Consider the following 19,404-nt stretch of genomic DNA (forward strand, 5'->3'; position numbering starts at 1 on the left):
ACTGCAGATAAAATAATGCCCTTTTTTACCTCTTCTTGCTTAATAAGTCTTACCTGACGATACACAGAAAAGATCGAATAAAAAATTTCAACAAAAAAATCATGTAAAACATGAGATATTCTTTATATTTTGCGCTGTATTAAATAAAAGTGATTAAATTACGCATCCATTTTGTAAATTTATGAAAATAATAAAACATACCAATATTATATTTGCATCAAAAAATAACATGTGTTATTTAATTTTAATCATCAGATACAAACTTCCTTTTTTTTAAAAAAAACACCAGACATGTTAATAAGACTAAAAAACACAACCGATAATTATTTGCCGGTAATAACAACCATTCCTGCTATGACAGATTTAATCTACGGAGATAAATGGTGCAGAAATATCAATGCATAGATTCAGATTTACTCAATAAAAATATCGGGGAGGTACTGTACAGATTTCGTAAGCTGAAAAAAATAAGCGGTGAGAAGTTAGGTTTTACACTTGAAATCAGTCAGCAGCAGGTCTCCCGCTATGAGCTGGGTAAAGGAAATCTGACGGTCAGTCTGCTGTTCAGGGTACTCACTGCACTGGATATTTCACTGATCGTTTTTCTCAACGAACTCAGAAAACAATATGACTCCGCTGATGTCGTTCACACCTTGCTGGATATAGATAATATATTGTTTTTAAATAAAAATTTAAATAAATCTGATTTTATATTGTAAAAATAATCCCGCCTTCCAGCCCCGGCCATGCCACTGTCACCGGGGCCATCATCCCTCTCAATAAATAGCCTGACGCTGTTATTTTTTAGGAAATACTTCCCTGAAAAATAAAAAGATACTGCTCCTCTGCGCAACAGATTGCACAGAACACATATACCTGCAATAAACACAGAGGAAAAATAATGAATCAGGATCTCAACACACAGGATATGTCTGTACCGGCAACCGGTATTGACCCGGTAGTACAGGTCATGGGCGGCAACAGTGATATCGCTCTGGATTTGGTGGTGATTATTGATACCAGCGGCTCAATGTCAGATGAATCAGCCGATCTGAGTCGTGAAATAGACGCGGCGATAGAGAAAGCGGCTGCCCGCTGCCCGTCTCAGCTGCGGGCAACGTTCCTGGGTATTCAGGGCACCTGGACCGGCACAAAGTTTGATCAGACCGTGAGTGATTATCTGGTTGGCAAAGGTGCACATGAGGGGAATTTACAGGCCAGAAAGCCGTTTACGGAGGCCGATGGCCGTGACCATGCCGGGAATAAGGAGGATTTATGCCGTGCGGTTATTGATACCAGTAAATATTTTGACTGGCGTCCCGGTGCCCGCCGTGCCATTTTTGTGCTGGGTGATGAAGGGATGGAAGGCGGCGGCGGAACACTGACCAATGCTGCGGTCGCGAAAAACAGCGAAGCGATTGGTGTCGCGCAGCTTCACGGTGTCAAAGTGTATACCTATCAGGGAACCCCGGATGATCGTCCGGAAAATCTTGACCGCTTCCCGTCGATTGCGGAAAGAGACAAAGTGACAAAGGAGTATCAGCGGCTGGCAGAGCAGACCGGCGGGCGCTCATATATCTACACCACCGGTATCGCGAACTTCCTGCTGGTATTACAGGAAATTCTCTGTGACAGTCTGACGCCGCCGGTGATTCCGGATAACGGTCATTCACATGCAGACTGCCGCGACGTGTGCGAACAACTTTCTTCAATTATTTCCACTGTCAATAAGTTGGCGGATATTATCAATAAAGCTATTGATGCCTGTTGCGGCCCTGATGTTCATCATCACAAAGAGACTCCCGCCAGGTGCAGTTGCTCCGATAAAGTATAAATCGTAAATAATGAGTAAAAGCGCCCTGTTAATATCATGGCGCTTTTTTTATTTTTATCAGACAGATACTGGTTTTCGCCGGTGAGAAGACGGGAATGGCGGCAGCACCGCATTTTTCAGTGCCAGCGATGCCGGATGGCGCAGTTGTTCAATACATCCCTGCGGTGAGGTCTCCGCAATTTTCCCCTCGTCCATGACCACTACCCGCGCGGCAAACCGGCTGACCAGCCGCAAATCATGCGTGACAAACAGATAGGCGATTCCCTGCGTTTTCTGTAACTGCCCGAGCAGTGTCAGAAGCGATGCCTGCAGATGAATATCCAGGTTTGATACCGCTTCATCCAGGATGATCAGACGCGGATCCGGGGCCAGCGCCCGCGCAATACAGATACGCTGCAACTGACCGCCGCTGATCTGTGACGGCAGTTTACCGAGCACCGACAGCGGCAGCTCCACCATGTCCAGCAGTTCCGCAGTCCGGGCTTTGCGCTGTTTTTCATCCAGTGAGGTCAGCAGCTTCAGCGGTTCGGCAATGATCTGCTCCAGGGTAAAACGCGGATCAACCGCACCGGGCGGATCCTGAAAAACCATCTGGATCTCCGAACGGAACTGCTGCCGCTGTGTTTTGTCCAGTTTACGCACCGGTATTCCGCGGTAAAAAACATCGCCTTTTTCCGGATATTCCAGCCCGCAGATCTGACGCGCCAGGGTGCTTTTTCCGCAGCCGCTGCGCCCGAGCAGCGCAACGGTTTCCCCCTCATTCAGGGTCAGGGAAATGTCATCAAGAATACAGCGCGGCTTTCCCGCCCCCATCAGTGAATGGCTTTGGTAGCTTTTGCTCAGGTGTTCAACAGAGATCAGTGTCATACGGAAAGCTCCAGACCATACAGTGAAAGGTGTGCAGAAATAAGATTGCGGGTCACGGGGGAGCGCGGCCGGGAAAAAATATCCTCCACCGGGCCGGCTTCAATAATGTTCCCGTCTGACAACACCGCCACCTGGTCGGCAAGACGCGCCACCACGCCCATATCATGGGTGATCAGCAGAAGTCCGGTCTGCCGGTCAGTCACAACATGCTCCAGCAAATCAAGGATTTTCATCTGCACCACCAGATCCAGATCAGTGGTCGGCTCATCGGCAAACAGAAACGGTGCATCGCTGAGGATCGCAATCGCGATCATCATCCGCTGCAACATGCCGCCGCTCATCTCAAACGGATAGAGCTTCAGGATATGTTCACTGTCCCCCAGTTCCACTTCCGCCAGCACATCACGGATGCGTTTATCAATGCTATGCAGCGGTTGCCGGGTGGCTTTCAGGGTTTCGGTAATATGCTGATGCATGGTCCGCACCGGGTTAAATGCACTGCGCGGATTCTGCATAATCGATGCCACTTCCCTGCCGCGCAGGGCCTGTCCGGTGACCGGCTGCCCGTCCAGCAGAATAGTGCCCTGTGTTTTCTGCACGCCCGGCGGCAGCACATCCAGCAGCGCAGAACAGGTCATGGATTTACCGGAGCCGCTCGCGCCGACCAGCGCCAGCACTTCGCCGCGCCGCAATGAAAAGGACAGATCAGAAAGCAGGAAATGAGCATGGTTGTTATGCAGATACCCTGCCGACAGATTGCTGACCTCCAGTACAGAATGATTTAATGACATGTCCCGGCCCTCAGTGTCGGATCCAGACGATCACGCAGTGCATCCCCGAGGATGTTAAACGCCATCACACTGAAAAATAAAATCAAACCCGGCCAGAAAATCAGCATCGGTGATGTCCAGACAAACTGGCGGGCATCACTGATCATCACGCCCCACTCTGCGGTGGGAGCCGCCACGCCCAGCCCGAGGAATGACAGCCCGGAGACATGCAGCATCATATGACCGATATCCAGGGTCGCCAGCACGATCAGCTGGGAAATGGTGGCCGGAAACAGATGCCGGAGAAAGATCCGCACATTCCCGGCGCCGCTCAGACGTGCGGCCAGCAGAAATTCCCGGTGACGCAGCGAGAGGATGATCCCGCGGACAATCCGCGCATACCATGCCCAGTGTGACAGTGCGATCGCGATAATCACGTTTGTCAGCCCGGTACCGAGGATGCCGATTAAAAACAGTGCCAGCACCAGTGTCGGGAACGTCAGGAACACATCGGTAAACCGCATGATGATTTGATCCGTCCGCCCGCCGGTAAACCCGGCAATACCGCCGATCACCAGCCCGAGCGTCATAATAATCACCAGCGTGATAGCGACAGTGCCGAGAGAAATCCGCGCCCCGGCAATCAGGCGGGAAAAAATATCACGCCCGAGATGATCGGTACCGAGCCAGTACTGACTGTCCGGTTCCTGAAGCCGGTTGGATAGCTCCACCAGATCCGGGTCATGCGGGGAGATCCACGGCCCGGCAATCATAGCCAGTACCAGCAGCGCCACCACAGCCAGCGCAAACCACAGCAGAAGATTGCGGCTGAGTGTCCGCCAGGCGGACGGGGCTTTCAGTATCATATCGCTCATTCGATACCCTCCGCAGAGAGACGGATGCGGGGATCCGCAATCGCATAAATAATGTCCACAATCAGGTTACAGAGGACAAAAATCACCACCATCAGCAGGGTAAAGCACTGAATCACCGGATAGTCCCGGTTCATAATGGCAGAGACCGCATAGCGCCCCACACCCGGCCAGCTGAAAATACTCTCGATAATCAGCGCGCCGCCGAGCAGTTCCCCGATATGCATGCCGATAGCCGTGATCACCGGCAGCCAGGCGTTACGCAGAATATGCGAACGCTCCACCGTCATTTCGGATAACCCGCGCAGCCGCGCATAACGGACATGGCGCTGCCCGGCGACCTCGAGCATGCTTGCCCGCAGTAATCGTGCATTAATTGCCAGTGACATCAGCGAGATAGCAATGACCGGCATCACCAGATGTTTTGCTTCCCCTTTGCCCATCGGCGGCAGCCAGCCGAGATGAATGGAAAACAGCAGGATCAGCAGGAACCCCAGCCAGAAATTCGGCATGGAAACCCCGATAAACGCAATCACCCGCACCAGCTGATCCGGCCATTTTTCGCGGTAACGTGCCGCCAGCATCCCCATCGGCACAGACAGAATAATGGTCAGCGCCAGTGCCAGCCCCGCCAGTTGCAGCGTGGCGGGCAGAAAATAGAGCAGATCCGGCAGCACCGGTTTCTGTGTGGCATAAGAGATACCAAAATCCAGATGCAGCGCGTCAGACAGCCAGTGAAAATACTGGGTCATGACCGGCTTATCGAGACCAAGAAGCTCGCGGGCGCTTTCCACTGCCTGCGGGGTCGGCGGAATTTTGGATAACCGCAGATAATCCAGCGCGGGATCAGACGGCCCCAGGCGCAGGATCAGGAAGATAAACAGCGAGGTGCCGAACAGCATCGGGATCAGCAGCAGCACCCGCCGGAAAATAAATCGCATCATAATCGCAGACCTGTTACTTCGCAGCCGGTGTCAGCTGGTCAAACGGGATCTCATTCGACATTGCGCTGAACGGCACATCGCCGATTTCCGGTTTTGCCACCGCAATGGCGGTGATGTAAGTCAGCGGCAGATAAACCGCTTCTTCATGCAGACGGGTCAGGATGTCGTGATACAGTGCGCGGCGCTGTTTTTCATCCGTGGTGGTCAGCACCTGTGTGATTTTGGCATCGATCTCTGCTTTATCCGCCAGTCCCTGCTGTGCCTGGTAATCAGCATGGGACGGAATACGCATGGAACTGACAAACGCGTGCGGGTCAAACGGCGCACCCCAGGTGCCGTTGAAAATCATCCCGAAACGACCATCTTTCTGACGCGAGTAGATACTGCTTTCCTCTTCCCCGACCAGCTTCACATCAATCCCGGCGCGACGCAGATCGGCCTGAACCACTTCAGAAATCGACTTCGCCACCGCATCGGTACCGACAAAATTCAGCTCCACCACCAGCGGCTCACCATCTTTTTCACGGATACCGTTTTCGGTTTTCGCTTTCCAGCCGGCATTTTCCAGCAGGGATTTCGCTTGCTCAACGTTATAGGCATACGGTGTTAAGCCGGCGTCTGCATACGGCACATTTTCTGAGAAAAGGGTGTCCGCTTTTAATTGCGTGCCATACAGTACCTTTTCAATCATTTTATCTTTATCAACCGCGTGATTAATGGCTTTACGCACAGCTACATCACGGGTAGGACCGGTTTTGGTATTGATAGCCAGTACCAGTGATTCCAGTGGCGCTGAGAGTTTGGTGGTATAGCCCGGCATATTTTTAAAGCGCTGATAGGTGTCCGGATAAATAATGCCGTCCGTGCCATATAATAAATCCACCTCACCGGCTTCAAATGCCACGGCACGGGTATTCGGATCCGGAATCACTTTAAACGTGACGGATTCATACACCGGCTTTTTACCCCAGTACAATTCGTTGCGGATAAATTCATCTTTCTCGCTCAGACGGGATTCCGTTAATACCCACGGGCCGGTACCAATCGGTTTAATAATGCCGTCTTTGGTGCCGCCGTCTTTAAACTGTGACGGCGCAATAAAGCGGAACGGACGCGGCAACGCCAGCTCCTGTAAAATAGGATAGTAAGCATCTTTCAGGGTAATTTTTAACTGATTCGGGGCGACATCCTCAACCGCCGTAATCTGATTGGCCAGTTCAAGCCAGGCGTGGCGTTCACGGTTTGCCAGAATGGCATCAAAGTTTGCTTTAGCCGCAGCGGCATTAAATATCTCACCGTTAGAGAATTTCACATCATCACGCAATGTAAAAATATAGGTTTTGCCGTCATCCGATACCGTCCATGATTCCGCCAGCCAGGGCTTTACGGTTCCGTCATTCATATAACGGACCAGCGGCTCATACACCATGGTTTGTCCGGCCATCTGATTCGGCGCGTACTGATGCGGATTCAGCGGCCCCACATTCACCGGCCAGGCAAAATTTAAATGCGGATCGGCAAACGCGGTATTTAGCGACCCGGCCACAAGCGCCGCAAACAATAATAAAGAACGGACAACGTTACGCATATTTCACTCCTGATGTGCCACAGACAAATAAATAAAAAAGTCAGAAACCGGTTATTAAAATAATGCAGTTTCAATATATAAGAGTCTGTTGCGTAATTATGTACTCCCCCTGAGTACTTATTCTGAAAAAAAAGATAAACTCCGGTTATTTTCAGTACTGACGGTTTTTTCAGGAAACCGGAGGCTGTTATTGCGTGAGTTACCTGTTTATTGTCCGCAGATCGGAAAAAGCGATAACCACACGCTTTATCCGGTAAAAGCTGCAAAAAAGTGCCAATCCCGCTATACTGGCGGCCGCACTGGAGACAGTGCGCCTGAACACGGGCAAATATCACCTCATCGTGTGACGATTTGCTGCTCCCCATTGTGAAAATCTGAGAGTCTCATTATGTCATTACCTTCATGTCCGAAATGTAATTCTGAATACACCTATGAAGACGGTGCAATGTATGTGTGCCCTGAATGTGCCCACGAGTGGAATGATGCCGAACCGGCAGCAGAAAGTGATGAGCTGATTGTCAAAGATGCCAACGGTAATTTACTGGCGGACGGTGATGCCGTGACAGTCATTAAAGATCTGAAAGTCAAAGGCAGCTCATCCATGCTGAAAATCGGCACAAAAGTCAAAGGTATCCGTTTAGTGGAAGGTGACCACAATATCGATTGTAAAATCGACGGCTTTGGTCAGATGAAACTGAAATCTGAGTTTGTGAAAAAGAACTGATTGCCTGATATAAGATTGCTGACAAAATCCCGGCCTGTTTTTTCCCGGACTTTGCCAACAATCTGAGGCTCCGCCATACCGGCGGAGCCGCTTTTATTTTTCTGTTCTGTTTAAATACACACAATCGCTGATAATAATCAGATAGATTATTTATTGCTTTATTTCATCCGGTTTCCTTTTGTACCGGGAGGGTACGGATAATCCATATTCCGGAACAGATTCCGCCGTATAAATATCCGCTTTCCCCCGGACGCATTCGCGGTATGAACGCGTATCCGGACAATCAGCAAAAAACCAGCTGACCGGTGTCTGTAAAACGTCAGCCGCCCTGACCAGCAGGCTGACATTAATCTGGCTGCATCCCCGCTCATAACGCGAGAACTGCTGCTGGCTGATCCCGAGATGGTCTGCCAGGCGGCTGCCGGACCAGCCCAGTTCTTTCCGCTTGCGGAAGATCCGGTAGCCGACAGATTTATTCACGGTTAAATCAGTATCTTCTGTAATCATATTTCAGTCTCCTTCCGGGCTCACAATGCTGCCGGGTTCCGCAGCACCATGAAAGAAAATAAGAAATTACGGCATAACAAGAATGATGGATCCGGATCCTTCAAAAGCCCCGGGGGCAACCCGTCCGTTCACTTTCAGTACCGATTTCACATCCACCTTAGTCGCACCACCGGCCGGGACATGAATGGGCGCACCCCGCTCGCCGGGATTGCCGTTAAGATAAAGATCCGCATACAGGCTGTTATCCGGTCGCAGCGGGACACGACCGCTGTCTGAGCCGGAGGCGATCACGAGGATATTCATATCCAGATTGCAGGTGACGGTGATATTTTGATTGCGGGCCGCATCCGGCAGACTGACTTCATCAATATCTCCGTAATCCAGAATCACTGAGCCGCTGGTTACCTCACAGGCCCCCACCGGCGGCGGCGCGATACCGCACAATGATCCCGGCAGCAGACGACCGTTCTTCGACCAGCCGCCTGATGCGGATTCATAGAACAGCCCCACACACTCCTGATTAGAATTCAGCGATGGCCCTCTGTGTTCTGCTTTTCCCTGGTAGGGCAGCGAGATATTATTCAAAACCGCATCGCGTACTTCCGCCAGCGTTTTCAGCTTTTCCACGCGGACAATGGATTTGGTGGAGGAGCCGGGAGAACCATCCACATCATGTTTGTGGTTGATATTGATCCAGCAGACAGACCAGCCGTAGCAGGGATTAGGGGCAGAAGGGTCTTCCGGATCCCAGCGTTCGATAATGTAGGTGTAAACCGCATCCGTCGGTTTCCCTGAGGATTCCGTGATATAAGAGAAGATGGATGCCCCCGCCGAAGCGGACCAGAGCAGCGCAACCGCCACTGTTATTTTGATAAATCTGTTCATAGCGAGTCCCGGTTACCCGTCAGTCATAATTAAGATGAAATGTCGCAATGGCACTGAACGGCCCGCGTTTAATGGTTTTGTTTGCCAATGCATCCGGTTCGCCCTGCACATAGGCACGGAAATTCAGCAGCGTCAGTCCGTCGTTCAGTGTGATCTGCGGTGATACTTCATTGACCGCCAGCGCCGTGCCGTCCGCATTTTCCAGCCCGACCGCAATCCCTTCCGCCTGACTGCCCGGACTAATGGCCAGCGCCCCGCCGATAAACGGATTTTCATCCCCGGCAAACATCACCGTGACCCGCTTGCCGATGGAGGTATCACACTCCGAAAGCCGGATTTGAAACTCTTTTGACGGTGTCCGCTGATAGGCGTACAGGTTTTTATCAGGGATATTGCCGAACGGCAGTTCCACGGTTTCATCCCCCGGATGTATCGTGCAGGGTTCATCCACCAGCGTGCCGTGAAAATACAGGTTGTCAGGGACAGCTCCGGCATCCGCCCCCGGCAGAGATAACAGAAGCACACCGCAGGTACTGATAAAAAAGCGTCTTACTGTTTCATTCATTGCCTTGCTCCTACTGATATTCCGCCAGCAGTGTGGCGGTCACATCAAATGCACCTTCCGGCAGTGTGCTGCCCGGCCGTTTTACCGGCACCGCCTGAATCACCGGCGGGTTGTCCGGTGATACCGCTATGCGTTTGTTGAGCGTGAACGGTTTTCCGTTCTGCGTCAGGTGGATCGCCAGGTCGGGGATGTTGGTCTGTAAAGCCGCATCATCAAACCCGCTGACCGGGCCGGTGACCGATAATCCCAGATCCCAGCCCTTGATATTATCCTCACACACCAGGGTGTAATTGACCGCCCGGGTGTAATTGACACCATCCACTTTATGCACGCCGACGTTGTCACCAAAAAACACATCGATCACGCCGTTGTCACTGATTGTGCAGGCGGGCGGCACCAGCAGAGTGCCAAACAGCTTCATGTTCGGAGCGGCTGCGCTGCCCGCTGCGGCACACAGCAGCAGTATCAGTAACCGCCGGTAATGTTTTGCCATGTTCAGGCTCCTTACTGATAATCCAGTTCCAGTGTTGCCACCGCCGAGAAATCCCCGCCGGTCAGCACCGCCGTCATATCACGGACAGGTACCGCTTCCAGCGCCGGAAAGACCGGATAAGTAAATTTCACTTTCTCACCGGGATTGAGCTGCCGCCCCTGATAAAGCATGCGCACCCCCAGCCCGGCGATTTCGGTCTGCAGTAATCCGGCATCAAACCCGGCGGTATTGCCGGTGATAGCCAGCGTCATGGCATTGGTTGGCATCTTTGCGCACTCCGCCGTGTAATTGACCGGCTGTTTGTAGCGCTGACCGTCAATGCGGGTGCTCATCACCTCCCCGAAATCCACCAGGATGGTATTGCCGTTGTTGATGACACACGGCGGCGGCGCAATCACATTGCCGCGGATAGTGATATAGGTGATCCCGGGCACGCCCCGGATACCGGATACCCGTTCCGGCAGTGCAGCCGCACTTCCCGCAGAGATACAGAGCACAACCGCCAGTGTCCGCCGGAGGAAACGCTGTTTTCTGATCCGCTCATCCATGGTTTATCCCCTGTCTGCTCAGTTACCGGCTGCCGTTTTTGTCACACGGCACTCTGTGCCGCTGCAACTGAACTGCAACTGCGGACGGCCGCCGTAGTCATTGATATAACTCAGCACCGGCGCACTGCCGAGCGCAGATGCACTGAGACCGAGTGTGCCCTGACTTTTCGGTGCCACCATCAGCGGGGAGAACCCGTTCAGGCTTTTGCCGCCCAGCCCGCTGAGCGCATCGACAATCGTCACGTAATACGCGGTCGGGTTATGGACTTCATAGTGATCACCACGGCGCGTCAGAGTGATTTTTTCCTGCCACGGATTCGTCAGATCCGTTTGTGAGGCATAAATAGCTTCCGGGCGGTAAAACAGTTTGATGCGGGTCTGCAGGGCGATTTGCAGGACATTCTGCCGGTTACTGCGCGGCGGAATTTCCCGCAGATTGAAATAGAAGACACTTTCCCTGTCCTGCGGCAGGGCGGCGATCGCCGGTAACGCCTGAATTTTTACCTGACTTTTATCACCCGGCTCAATACGCTGCACCGGCGGCAGAACCACCAGCGGCGACGAAATTTTTTCTCCGTTCTGATCCTCAATCCATCCCTGCGCCAGATACGGCAGCTCTTTATTCAGATTGCTGACATTCAGGCTGACCGATTTTTCCGCTCCGTTGAAAATGACGCGGGTTCTGTCCAGCGCAATCGCCGCGTGCGACTGTGCTGAGGCCAGCAATACAGCGGCAACAGCCAGAACAGAGAGACGGGTTTGTTTAACTGACATCATAATGAATCACTCATTGCGTTACGTGTGGAAGATACCGGGTCTGCCCGGCCTGTGATATTCAGCCATTTTCCCTGCTGCGGGCGGTCAGCCGGCGGCGGGGAAGGCGGCAGCGCAACCGGCTGCGGTTTTTCCGGGACGGATTGCGGCTCTGCGCCGCAGGTCAGCAACAGGGTGTACAGCGCCTGTCCCGGTGCAAGTTCCGGTACCGTCATGCGGCATGCAGCCTCACTGCCGCGCCGCAGCGTCAGAATATCCCCGCTGTTGATACCGCTGAGATACACCTGCCCGCCATCATTGACGATTCCCAGTTCGCGGTTATCCGCCGAGGTCACCACGGCACCGAACGGCGGCGCACTGCCGTCCGCCAGACGGATAGTGGCCATGGCTTTTTGTCCTGACAGCACATCAAACTGACGGTAGCCGATAGCGCCTTCGGTCAGCGTCAGCTGCTGAACAGAGCGGCGTGCTTCCGCATTTTCCGGCAATTTGTTGATATCGATGGCGGCACTGTTACGGAAATAATTATTCATATCCGGCAGAACGGCTTTCCCGAAGCGGTTGGTATAGCTGAGTGCACCGGTGCTTCTGACCGGCACATCAGCAACGCCGCCGGTATCCACCAGCAGGCGGGCGCTGCCCGGCATATTGATGCGGTGGAATGCCCCGCCCTGCGGTGTCATCGTCACCCCGCCCTGAAGCGAAAGTGATGCTGAGGTATATTCCCCGTCAATATGTCCGGCACTGGCAGTGACCAGCGCGCTGTCGGCATAGTGCATGTAATAGCCGTCAACGGAAGCTTTGCCGTTGCTGCTCAGACCGGTGCCGAGGCGGTAACTGTTGTTATCATCCGGACGATCGTAATAACTGACATTATGGGAATTACCATGACGGTTGATCATGCTGTTGTAGCTGACCGTGGCGCGATCCCCCAGCGGCATGCTGATATTGAGATACACCCCGTCATCATTCTTATCCTGATATTTATTGCGGTAAGCGGATACGCTGATATTGATGTTCTTATAACTGCCGATATCCATGTACTTCGCCAGCGACAAGTTATAGTTGTCGTTATCCGGCCGGTTCCAGTAAGTCTGGTGGCTGTAGTTCAGATAGGTGCTCAGCCCGATATCCGGGAACTGCTTGCTGAACATGATGGTGTACAATTCTTTATTGTTATCCGCGTGGTTATCGCTGTAGCGGCGATCCAGATACTGATTCATGCTCATAAAGTCGCGTTCGGAGAAACGGTATCCGGCGAAGGTGACCTGGCTGTCCAGCTCCTCAAACCGTTTGGAGTAACTCAGGCGGTATGAGCCGCCGCGATACTGTTTGTCTTCCTGCGGCAGACGGGCAAAAGATTGGGTAGCATCAAAAGAGATGGCCCCGAAGGCCATCAAATCACGACCAACACCAAGAGAAACAGCGTTATAGTCCCCGGCAACCAGGGAGCCACCGTATAATGACCAGCCGTTACTGATCCCCCACGAGAATTCCCCCATACCAAAAACAGGGCCTTTCCCGTGGCGGCCGATTTCGGACGGCTGCCCGGCGGCAAGTTTGTACTGCACCCGGCCCGGGCGGGTCAGGTAAGGAATGCTGGCGGTATCCATCTGAAATGACTGTACAGAGCCATCCTGCTCTTCCACCCGGACATCCAGTTTGCCGCTGACCGCATCATTAATATCCTGAATACGGAACGGTCCCGGCGCGACCAGAGTTTCATAAATCACCCGTCCCTGCTGACTGACGGTAATTTTGGCATTGGTTTTCGCCACCCCCGTCACTTCCGGTGCATAGCCGCGCAGATTCGGCGGCAGCATATTGTCATCAGTGGCCAGATTGACCCCGATATAGCGGAAGTTGTCGAAAATATCCGAGCGCGAGAAGGTTTCCCCCATCGTCAGTTTTGCCTGTAATGAGGCAATCGCCCGGTAGAGATAGGTCTGGCTCCATGTCCAGTTATGTTCGGAGCGATCCCCGGAACCGGTGGTGTGACGGAGATTGGCCTGCCAGTCGGCACGGACACGCCAGACCCCGAGGTTTGCCCCGGCAGTCCCGTTCCCGGTGACCTGCTGCGTCTGTTTGCCCTGTGCCGGGTCATTAATACCGGCATTCACGTTGTAATCAAACAGTACGCCGGAAATCCCCTCATCCCAGCGGGAAGGCGGATCCCAGTTAGCGGCGGTGTATTCCAGATAAGCCTGCGGCAGTGTCAGGATAAGCTCACTGTCCGCCAGTTTAGGTGACACCGACATACCGGGCAGTGACGCGGTATCCAGACATTTGCCGTCATTCCACCAGCGCATACGTTCTGTCCACGCCGGTTTCAGCCCGGTCTGTGCCATCAGTTCCGGCGATAAACAGGCAACACTGCCTTTCGGATCATCCGGCGGCGCAATATAGGAGACCGGATAACTATCAGGTAACTCACTGTTATTCACCCGGATAAAAAAGTCGTAGGTGCCGGGCATGATATAACCGGCACGGGAAAAATCAGACAGATCAATATTCTGTTTATCGTTTACATCGAGAATATCAGTATTAAATTCAACATCCTGATTATCCGGATAAGCTGCCTGCGGGATACCGGTCAGAATAAATGAAATCAGCACTGTCAGTCTCCGGCGGGAGACGGTACTCAGCGGAATTACCATAATGGATCCAGTCAGCTCGGTTTAATAATATTCCAGCTTGAAACCCACTGTTGCCCGGTAATAACCGGACTGAAGTTCATCACTGTTTTTCACGAGACGCGCCTGATATCGCAGCGCCATATTATTGAGATCAATATCTGCGGGCGGTAAGGGTTTGCCGGGAACCGCCTCATTCCCGTTGCGGTCTGAAATCGATAAGGAAGCCCCTTTGCCGGAGCCGGTCAGCTGAAAACGTCCGTCCTGCTCAGCGCCCTCAAACGTGACCCGGAAACGGAGATTATCCGCCGTACCGCCTTTCACCGGCTGCACGGTGCATTCCGTCAGCCTGATCCAGAAATAGTCTGCGGGTCCCTGCCCTTCATCACGCAGCTGCGGAACGGAAACATCGGTCAGCGCCACGGCCTGCTCACGGCTGGCAGTGGAAATCGTACAGACCGGCTCAAGGATTGTGCCCTGCATCTGTACCGCACCGAAACGCAGACTGGTTTTTGCATCCTGTTTCGTTTCGCCTGCTGCTGTATAAGCGGAAAAACACACTATTGTTATCAGCACTCCCTGAGGGATGACTCTGCTCACCATTTCCTGCCTCCGCTGAACGCACACAACTGAAAAGCGGCACGGCTCATCCCTGAACCGCACCGGCATTAATTACTGATAAGTCAGTGCGAATGTCGCGATAGCGGTGAAGTCACCCGGGACCGCTGCTTCAGCAGAAGAACCCTGTAAATACGCCGCGAAGTTCAGATCGTTATTACCATCACGCAGTGCCTGCGCCGCGCTTGGTGTGCCTAATTTGATCTGTTTTCCGCCCGCATCGGTAATAACAACGGCTGCGTTTTTGGCGATCCCTTCAATACCCAGGGAACCGGCCAGAATATCAGCGGCCTCAGAACCGGTGAATGTGGTCTGTACGGTTTTGTAGGTTTCTGTTGTGCAATTCTCTAATGCGATTTTAAAATCACGGGAATTACTGCGGCCGCCGTCTTTCAGTGCGGCAGTGGAGATCTGGCCTAACGGAACAGTCTGGTTTTCGGTATCAGGTGTAATAGAGCAAGGTGCGTCAATAATTGAGCCGGTGAATTTAACAGTACCGTGTCCCTGATCAGCAGCAGACGCCGCACCTGCAACCACAGACATACCAAAGCCCAGCACTAATGCTAATTTATTCAAAGTCATGTTATTTCCTATATTACGTTCTGCTTTTTTGATATTAAAAATAACGCAGTCACACGCGGAAATATGAAACCGCGCGGCGTTATCGTTATTTGATGAATATGTCTGTTCCGTTATACGGATATATAAAAAAACGGGACAAAATACATCAAATTGTCCCGTTAAGAATGAATCGCTGTTATCGCAAAAAAATAAAGAAAGCTGTTCTTTTTTATCACGTAAAACAGGTGAATATCACGTTTCTACCCTTCTCTGTTTTTAAGCGCTGTAAAAAATAATGATGGCCCTGAAGCAGACAGCCGCCACCCGGCAGAATAAAATATTAACCTTTTAAAAATTAATGAGTTATGTGTTGATAATTTGACTAACCCATCAGTATTTGACTAAGGTGAAACCTTTAGTGATAATTACAAACAATTTGATGTATTTTGTCTTTTTTTAAATTGAGAATATTTACCTCTTTACAGAAGTCTTAAACTGATCACTCTCAGATTAAAAAAGGCCAATTCCTGATTGGTTTTTATGAATATATTGTCAATACGTAAACACTTTGTAGTACTTTCTTTCCTGTCCGTTGTCTTTATTCATTTTTATTACTTGCTATAGTGATATCTCTGGTTTTTATGAAATTATCGGACAATAAACAGGAATAAATCATGGACAAACGTAAGTTTCTGACCCGTTATGAGGTTGACGCCATCCTGAAAGAAGCCGGGAAAAGCCGGTATGCCGAACGGAATTACTGCATGATTTTAATGTGCTATCTGCACGGTTTCCGCGTCAGTGAATTATGTCATCTGTCACTTTCTGATATTGATCTGGACAGCCGCCTTATTTATGTCCGGCGTCTGAAAGGCGGGCTTTCCACCACACAACCGCTTATCGATGTTGAATATAATGCGCTGGTCGCATGGCTGAATATCAGAAATACCTGGCGTAACCGGGATTTGGAGTGGGTATTTTTATCGCAGAAAAGCGGGGCAATTTCCCGTCAGCAGGTGCATACCTTATTAAAACAGTACGGCAAGGCGGCCAATATTTCCGTGGCACCGCATCCGCATATGCTGCGCCATGCCTGCGGCTATTCCCTTGCGGATCTCGGCCGTGATACCCGTCTGATTCAGGATTATCTGGGGCACCGGAATATTTCTCATACTGTTATTTATACCGCCAGTAATTCAAAACGTTTTCAGCAAATCTGGGATCCTCTCCGCGGATAATCCGGTAACCCGTCTCTGAACTTTCTCTGTTCCCGAAAACAGGCATTATTTTCCGCTGTTATTGTGTTGTTCCTGTGATTATCCGGTCACCGCTCAGATCTTCGGGCGGGTTATTATTTTTCCGGGTACAGAGTGTGTAACATAGCAGTGCATGTAAACGGAAAAATAAAGAGGAATATGTGAAGAAAAAAATCATTCTTGACTGCGATCCCGGCCATGATGATGCCATCGCACTCTTACTTGCTTACGGTAATCCGCAGATTGATCTGCTGGCGGTCACCACGGTGGTCGGCAATCAGACACTGGAGAAAGTGACACGCAATGCACTGGCGGTTGCCCGTATTGCCGGGATTACCGGTATTCCGTTTGCGGCGGGCTGCCCGCGCCCGCTGATCCGGGAGATTGAAACCGCACCGGATATTCACGGTGATTCCGGTCTCGACGGGCCGGTTTTACCGGAGCCGGTACTGGCTTTGGATCCGCGCCATGCGGTGCAGCTGATCATTGATACCATTATGGCGCATCCGCCGAAAACCATTACCCTGGTGCCGACGGCAGGGCTGACGAATATTGCGCTGGCCGCCCGGCTGGAGCCGCGCATTATTGACCGGGTCAACGAGGTGGTGCTGATGGGCGGCGGCTATCACACCGGCAACTGGAGTGCGGTTGCGGAATTCAATATCAAAATAGATCCCGAAGCGGCACACATTGTGTTTAATGCGGGCTGGCCGCTTACTATGGTAGGGCTGGATCTGACACATCAGGCACTGGCAACCCCGGAAGTTGTCAGTAAAATCGCGGCTGTCGGCACAGCGCCGGCGCAGTTTGTGCTCGAACTGCTGGAATTCTTCGGCACCATGTACAAAAGCGCTCAGGGATTTGATTACCCGCCGGTACATGACCCCTGTGCAGTTGCGTATGTGATCGATCCGTCCGTCATGACCACCTGCAAAGTGCCGCTGGACGTAGAGCTGACCGGCACACTGACGCTCGGTATGACCGTTGCGGATTTCCGGGCACCGGCTCCTGCGGATTGTCTGACACAAGTCGCCGTAAAACTGGATCATACCCGCTTCTGGGATTTGGTCACTGATGCCCTGCGCCGGATCGGAGATGTCCGGGTCGCATGACCCTGCAGATGTGCCGGTTCGCCGGCACAATATATAAAACAATCTGATCGTTCCCCCCTCCGGCGGTAAAGCACAAATCATCAAAAATATTATTCATACTTCCTTACATTCTGTCTTAATTAATCATAAGCACAAAATGAACAAATAAAAAACCCAAAATCACATCAATAGTTAAATGTTTTATCCTGATATGAACTATTATTACAGCGTTCGAACAAATTCTTATTGGTGATTTGTCTGTGTCGATTCAAATTACAAGCAATAAGCCAAAAAAGGAGGCAACCGCCTCCTTTTTTACCGTCTGAAGAAAAGTAAAATAATAATACTTCCCGCCATGACAGTTTTTTAAGTGATTATTTCACTGATCTTCAGATATAAAAAAAGGAGGCTTTCGCCTCCTTTTTCATTATATGTTCTCTGAATTAAATCAGAACTGGTAAACTAAACCTAAGCCCAGTACGTTGTCGGTATTGATACCGGTACCACGGGTGAAATCGTTTTCGTCTAACAGGTTAATTTTGTAGTCGATCAGTGCAGACATGTTTTTGTTGAAGTAGTAGTACGCACCTAAATCAACATATTTAACCAGATCCTGGTCGTCGCCATAACCGCCGCTCAGGCTCTTACCTTTAGACTGCAGGTAAGCGATGGACGGACGCAGACCGAAATCGAACTGATACTGAGCCACTAACTCGATGTTCTGAGTTTTGTTAGCAGTTAAGCCACGGTTGTCATCGTTATTACCGTAGTGAGTCATGTTACGGGTTTCGCCGTAAACTGCAGCCAGGTACAGGTTGTTAGCGTCGTATTTAGCACCGAAGTTCCATGCTTCTGCACGGTCACCCAGCGCGCCGCTTGCCAGGTTGTCTTTCTGACCCTGCGGACGTGCGGAGCTTGAATATGCGCCACCAACACTCACACCCCAGCCGATGTCATACGCGGTGGAGAAACCGAAACCGTCACCGTTAGCGGTGTTGTCGTAGCTGTAGGTATCGTTGATTGTGTTGTGAGAACCACGGTTAGCGATAGAGTTATCGTCGTTCGCACCCTGATACTGTAATGCGAAGCTCAGGCCGTCAACGTAACCGAAGAAATCAGAGTTACGGTAAGTCAGCAGGTTTGCAGCACGACCGGTCATGTAGACGTCGGTCTGGGTCATGGTGTCGTTACCGAAGATTGGCAGCACATCGGTCCATGCGTTGGTGTCATAGATAACACCGTAGTTACGGCCGTAGTCCAGTGAACCGAACTCAGCGAATTTCAGACCCGCGTAAGCTAAACGAACCTGGTTTTTGTTTTCGCCTTCAGTGCCGTTGGTTTTGATTTCGTTTTCGAAACGACCAAAGCCGGTTAATTGATCAGTGATCTGAGTTTCACCTTTCAGACCGATACGGAAACGGGAGTCATCACCGTTCTGGCTGTCGCCATAGTGGTCATTGTCGCTGAATAAATGACGAACATCGACTTTACCGTACAGATCCAGTTTATTACCGTCTTTGTTATAAATCTCTGCCGCGTTTGCAGCGCCGCTTAATGCAACAAGCGGGACTAATACAGCTAATAATGTCTTTTTCATTTTATATTCCTATTATATTAACCACTACTCTCTGACTCTATTGACATAAAGCCTTGTAGATTATTCACCCTGAAAGTTCATATTACAACACGATTACAGCTTCATTTGGCGATAAATAGCAATATATGTCAAAAAAAGCACTTATTGCATGCATAATGTGACAAACAGTGTCAAACACAAAGCATTTATTGTTAAATAACAGCCACAGAAAGCGCACGAATCGCTAATCATGATGATTACATTGGTGATAGGCGCTATATTTGACGATTAACCGTAT

At 51.1% G+C, this 19,404-nt stretch carries 20 protein-coding genes; 5 read left to right on the top strand and 15 right to left on the bottom strand.

Going from position 1 to position 19,404, the window contains the following annotated elements; genetic code table 11:
• Positions 1-380 precede the first annotated feature (380 nt).
• Both N7387_RS03195 and N7387_RS03200 read left to right on the top strand, forming a co-directional pair.
• A complete protein-coding gene (locus N7387_RS03195) occupies positions 381-719 on the top strand; it encodes a helix-turn-helix transcriptional regulator (protein ID WP_262881788.1) in 339 nt (112 codons plus the stop codon).
• A 182-nt stretch (positions 720-901) separates the two neighbouring features.
• Positions 902-1,834 (top strand): VWA domain-containing protein, encoded by a 933-nt coding sequence (locus N7387_RS03200; RefSeq protein ID WP_262861200.1) that lies wholly within the window; start codon positions 902-904, stop codon positions 1,832-1,834.
• Positions 1,835-1,891: 57 nt separating this feature from the next.
• Here the strand turns inward: N7387_RS03200 and nikE are convergent, their stop codons facing one another.
• The 5 genes from nikE to nikA are packed head-to-tail and all read right to left on the bottom strand — an operon-like array spanning position 1,892 to position 6,875.
• A complete protein-coding gene (nikE, locus tag N7387_RS03205; protein WP_262881790.1) occupies positions 1,892-2,701 on the bottom strand; it encodes a nickel import ATP-binding protein NikE in 810 nt (269 codons plus the stop codon).
• Positions 2,698-3,492, bottom strand: a complete 795-nt coding sequence (gene nikD, locus N7387_RS03210; RefSeq protein ID WP_262881791.1) for a nickel import ATP-binding protein NikD — start codon at positions 3,490-3,492, stop codon at positions 2,698-2,700. The genes nikE and nikD overlap by 4 nt, the downstream gene beginning before the upstream one ends.
• Entirely contained in the window at positions 3,483-4,337 is an 855-nt protein-coding gene (nikC, locus tag N7387_RS03215; RefSeq protein ID WP_197539461.1) for a nickel ABC transporter permease subunit NikC, read from the bottom strand. The genes nikD and nikC overlap by 10 nt, the downstream gene beginning before the upstream one ends.
• A 5-nt stretch (positions 4,338-4,342) precedes the next feature.
• Complete coding sequence (gene nikB / locus N7387_RS03220; RefSeq protein ID WP_025152574.1) at positions 4,343-5,287, bottom strand: nickel ABC transporter permease subunit NikB; 945 nt, start codon at positions 5,285-5,287, stop codon at positions 4,343-4,345.
• Positions 5,288-5,300: 13 nt separating this feature from the next.
• Positions 5,301-6,875: a nickel ABC transporter substrate-binding protein gene (gene nikA, locus N7387_RS03225; protein ID WP_279796853.1), complete on the bottom strand. Its 1,575-nt coding sequence runs from the start codon at positions 6,873-6,875 to the stop codon at positions 5,301-5,303.
• Between the two features lie 388 nt (positions 6,876-7,263).
• On the opposite strand from nikA, the gene N7387_RS03230 reads away from it, so the two are divergent.
• Entirely contained in the window at positions 7,264-7,599 is a 336-nt protein-coding gene (locus N7387_RS03230; RefSeq protein ID WP_025152572.1) for a zinc ribbon domain-containing protein YjdM, read from the top strand.
• A gap of 150 nt (positions 7,600-7,749) precedes the next feature.
• Here N7387_RS03230 and N7387_RS03235 read toward each other — a convergent pair whose 3' ends face one another.
• From N7387_RS03235 to N7387_RS03275, 9 genes are all read right to left on the bottom strand, one after another.
• Positions 7,750-8,106 (bottom strand): helix-turn-helix transcriptional regulator, encoded by a 357-nt coding sequence (locus N7387_RS03235; protein WP_262861204.1) that lies wholly within the window; start codon positions 8,104-8,106, stop codon positions 7,750-7,752.
• A gap of 66 nt (positions 8,107-8,172) precedes the next feature.
• Positions 8,173-8,991 carry an adhesin gene (locus N7387_RS03240; RefSeq protein ID WP_279796862.1) on the bottom strand — a complete coding sequence of 273 codons (819 nt, stop codon included), beginning with the start codon at positions 8,989-8,991 and terminating at the stop codon, positions 8,173-8,175.
• 19 nt (positions 8,992-9,010) lie between these two features.
• Positions 9,011-9,556, bottom strand: a complete 546-nt coding sequence (locus N7387_RS03245; protein ID WP_262861206.1) for a fimbrial protein — start codon at positions 9,554-9,556, stop codon at positions 9,011-9,013.
• Between the two features lie 10 nt (positions 9,557-9,566).
• Entirely contained in the window at positions 9,567-10,049 is a 483-nt protein-coding gene (locus N7387_RS03250; RefSeq protein WP_025152557.1) for a fimbrial protein, read from the bottom strand.
• Positions 10,050-10,060: 11 nt separating this feature from the next.
• A complete protein-coding gene (locus N7387_RS03255; RefSeq protein WP_279796867.1) occupies positions 10,061-10,597 on the bottom strand; it encodes a fimbrial protein in 537 nt (178 codons plus the stop codon).
• Between the two features lie 18 nt (positions 10,598-10,615).
• Positions 10,616-11,374, bottom strand: coding sequence for a fimbria/pilus periplasmic chaperone (locus tag N7387_RS03260; RefSeq protein ID WP_262862377.1), 759 nt, complete (start codon positions 11,372-11,374; stop codon positions 10,616-10,618).
• Entirely contained in the window at positions 11,371-14,028 is a 2,658-nt protein-coding gene (locus N7387_RS03265) for an outer membrane usher protein (RefSeq protein ID WP_279796869.1), read from the bottom strand. The genes N7387_RS03260 and N7387_RS03265 overlap by 4 nt, the downstream gene beginning before the upstream one ends.
• A gap of 21 nt (positions 14,029-14,049) precedes the next feature.
• Complete coding sequence (locus N7387_RS03270; RefSeq protein WP_045138877.1) at positions 14,050-14,607, bottom strand: fimbrial protein; 558 nt, start codon at positions 14,605-14,607, stop codon at positions 14,050-14,052.
• 69 nt (positions 14,608-14,676) lie between these two features.
• Entirely contained in the window at positions 14,677-15,204 is a 528-nt protein-coding gene (locus tag N7387_RS03275) for a fimbrial protein (RefSeq protein WP_025152552.1), read from the bottom strand.
• A gap of 653 nt (positions 15,205-15,857) precedes the next feature.
• Here N7387_RS03275 and N7387_RS03280 point away from each other — a divergent pair.
• Positions 15,858-16,421 (top strand): tyrosine-type DNA invertase, encoded by a 564-nt coding sequence (locus N7387_RS03280; protein WP_262861211.1) that lies wholly within the window; start codon positions 15,858-15,860, stop codon positions 16,419-16,421.
• 179 nt (positions 16,422-16,600) lie between these two features.
• Positions 16,601-17,551 (top strand): nucleoside hydrolase, encoded by a 951-nt coding sequence (locus N7387_RS03285; RefSeq protein WP_279796874.1) that lies wholly within the window; start codon positions 16,601-16,603, stop codon positions 17,549-17,551.
• A gap of 427 nt (positions 17,552-17,978) precedes the next feature.
• Here the strand turns inward: N7387_RS03285 and N7387_RS03290 are convergent, their stop codons facing one another.
• Positions 17,979-19,127: a porin gene (locus N7387_RS03290; RefSeq protein ID WP_025152549.1), complete on the bottom strand. Its 1,149-nt coding sequence runs from the start codon at positions 19,125-19,127 to the stop codon at positions 17,979-17,981.
• Between the last annotated feature and the right edge of the window lie 277 nt (positions 19,128-19,404).

This window comes from Morganella sp. GD04133 (assembly GCF_029835375.1).
Classification (GTDB): Bacteria; Pseudomonadota; Gammaproteobacteria; order Enterobacterales; family Enterobacteriaceae; genus Morganella; species Morganella morganii_B.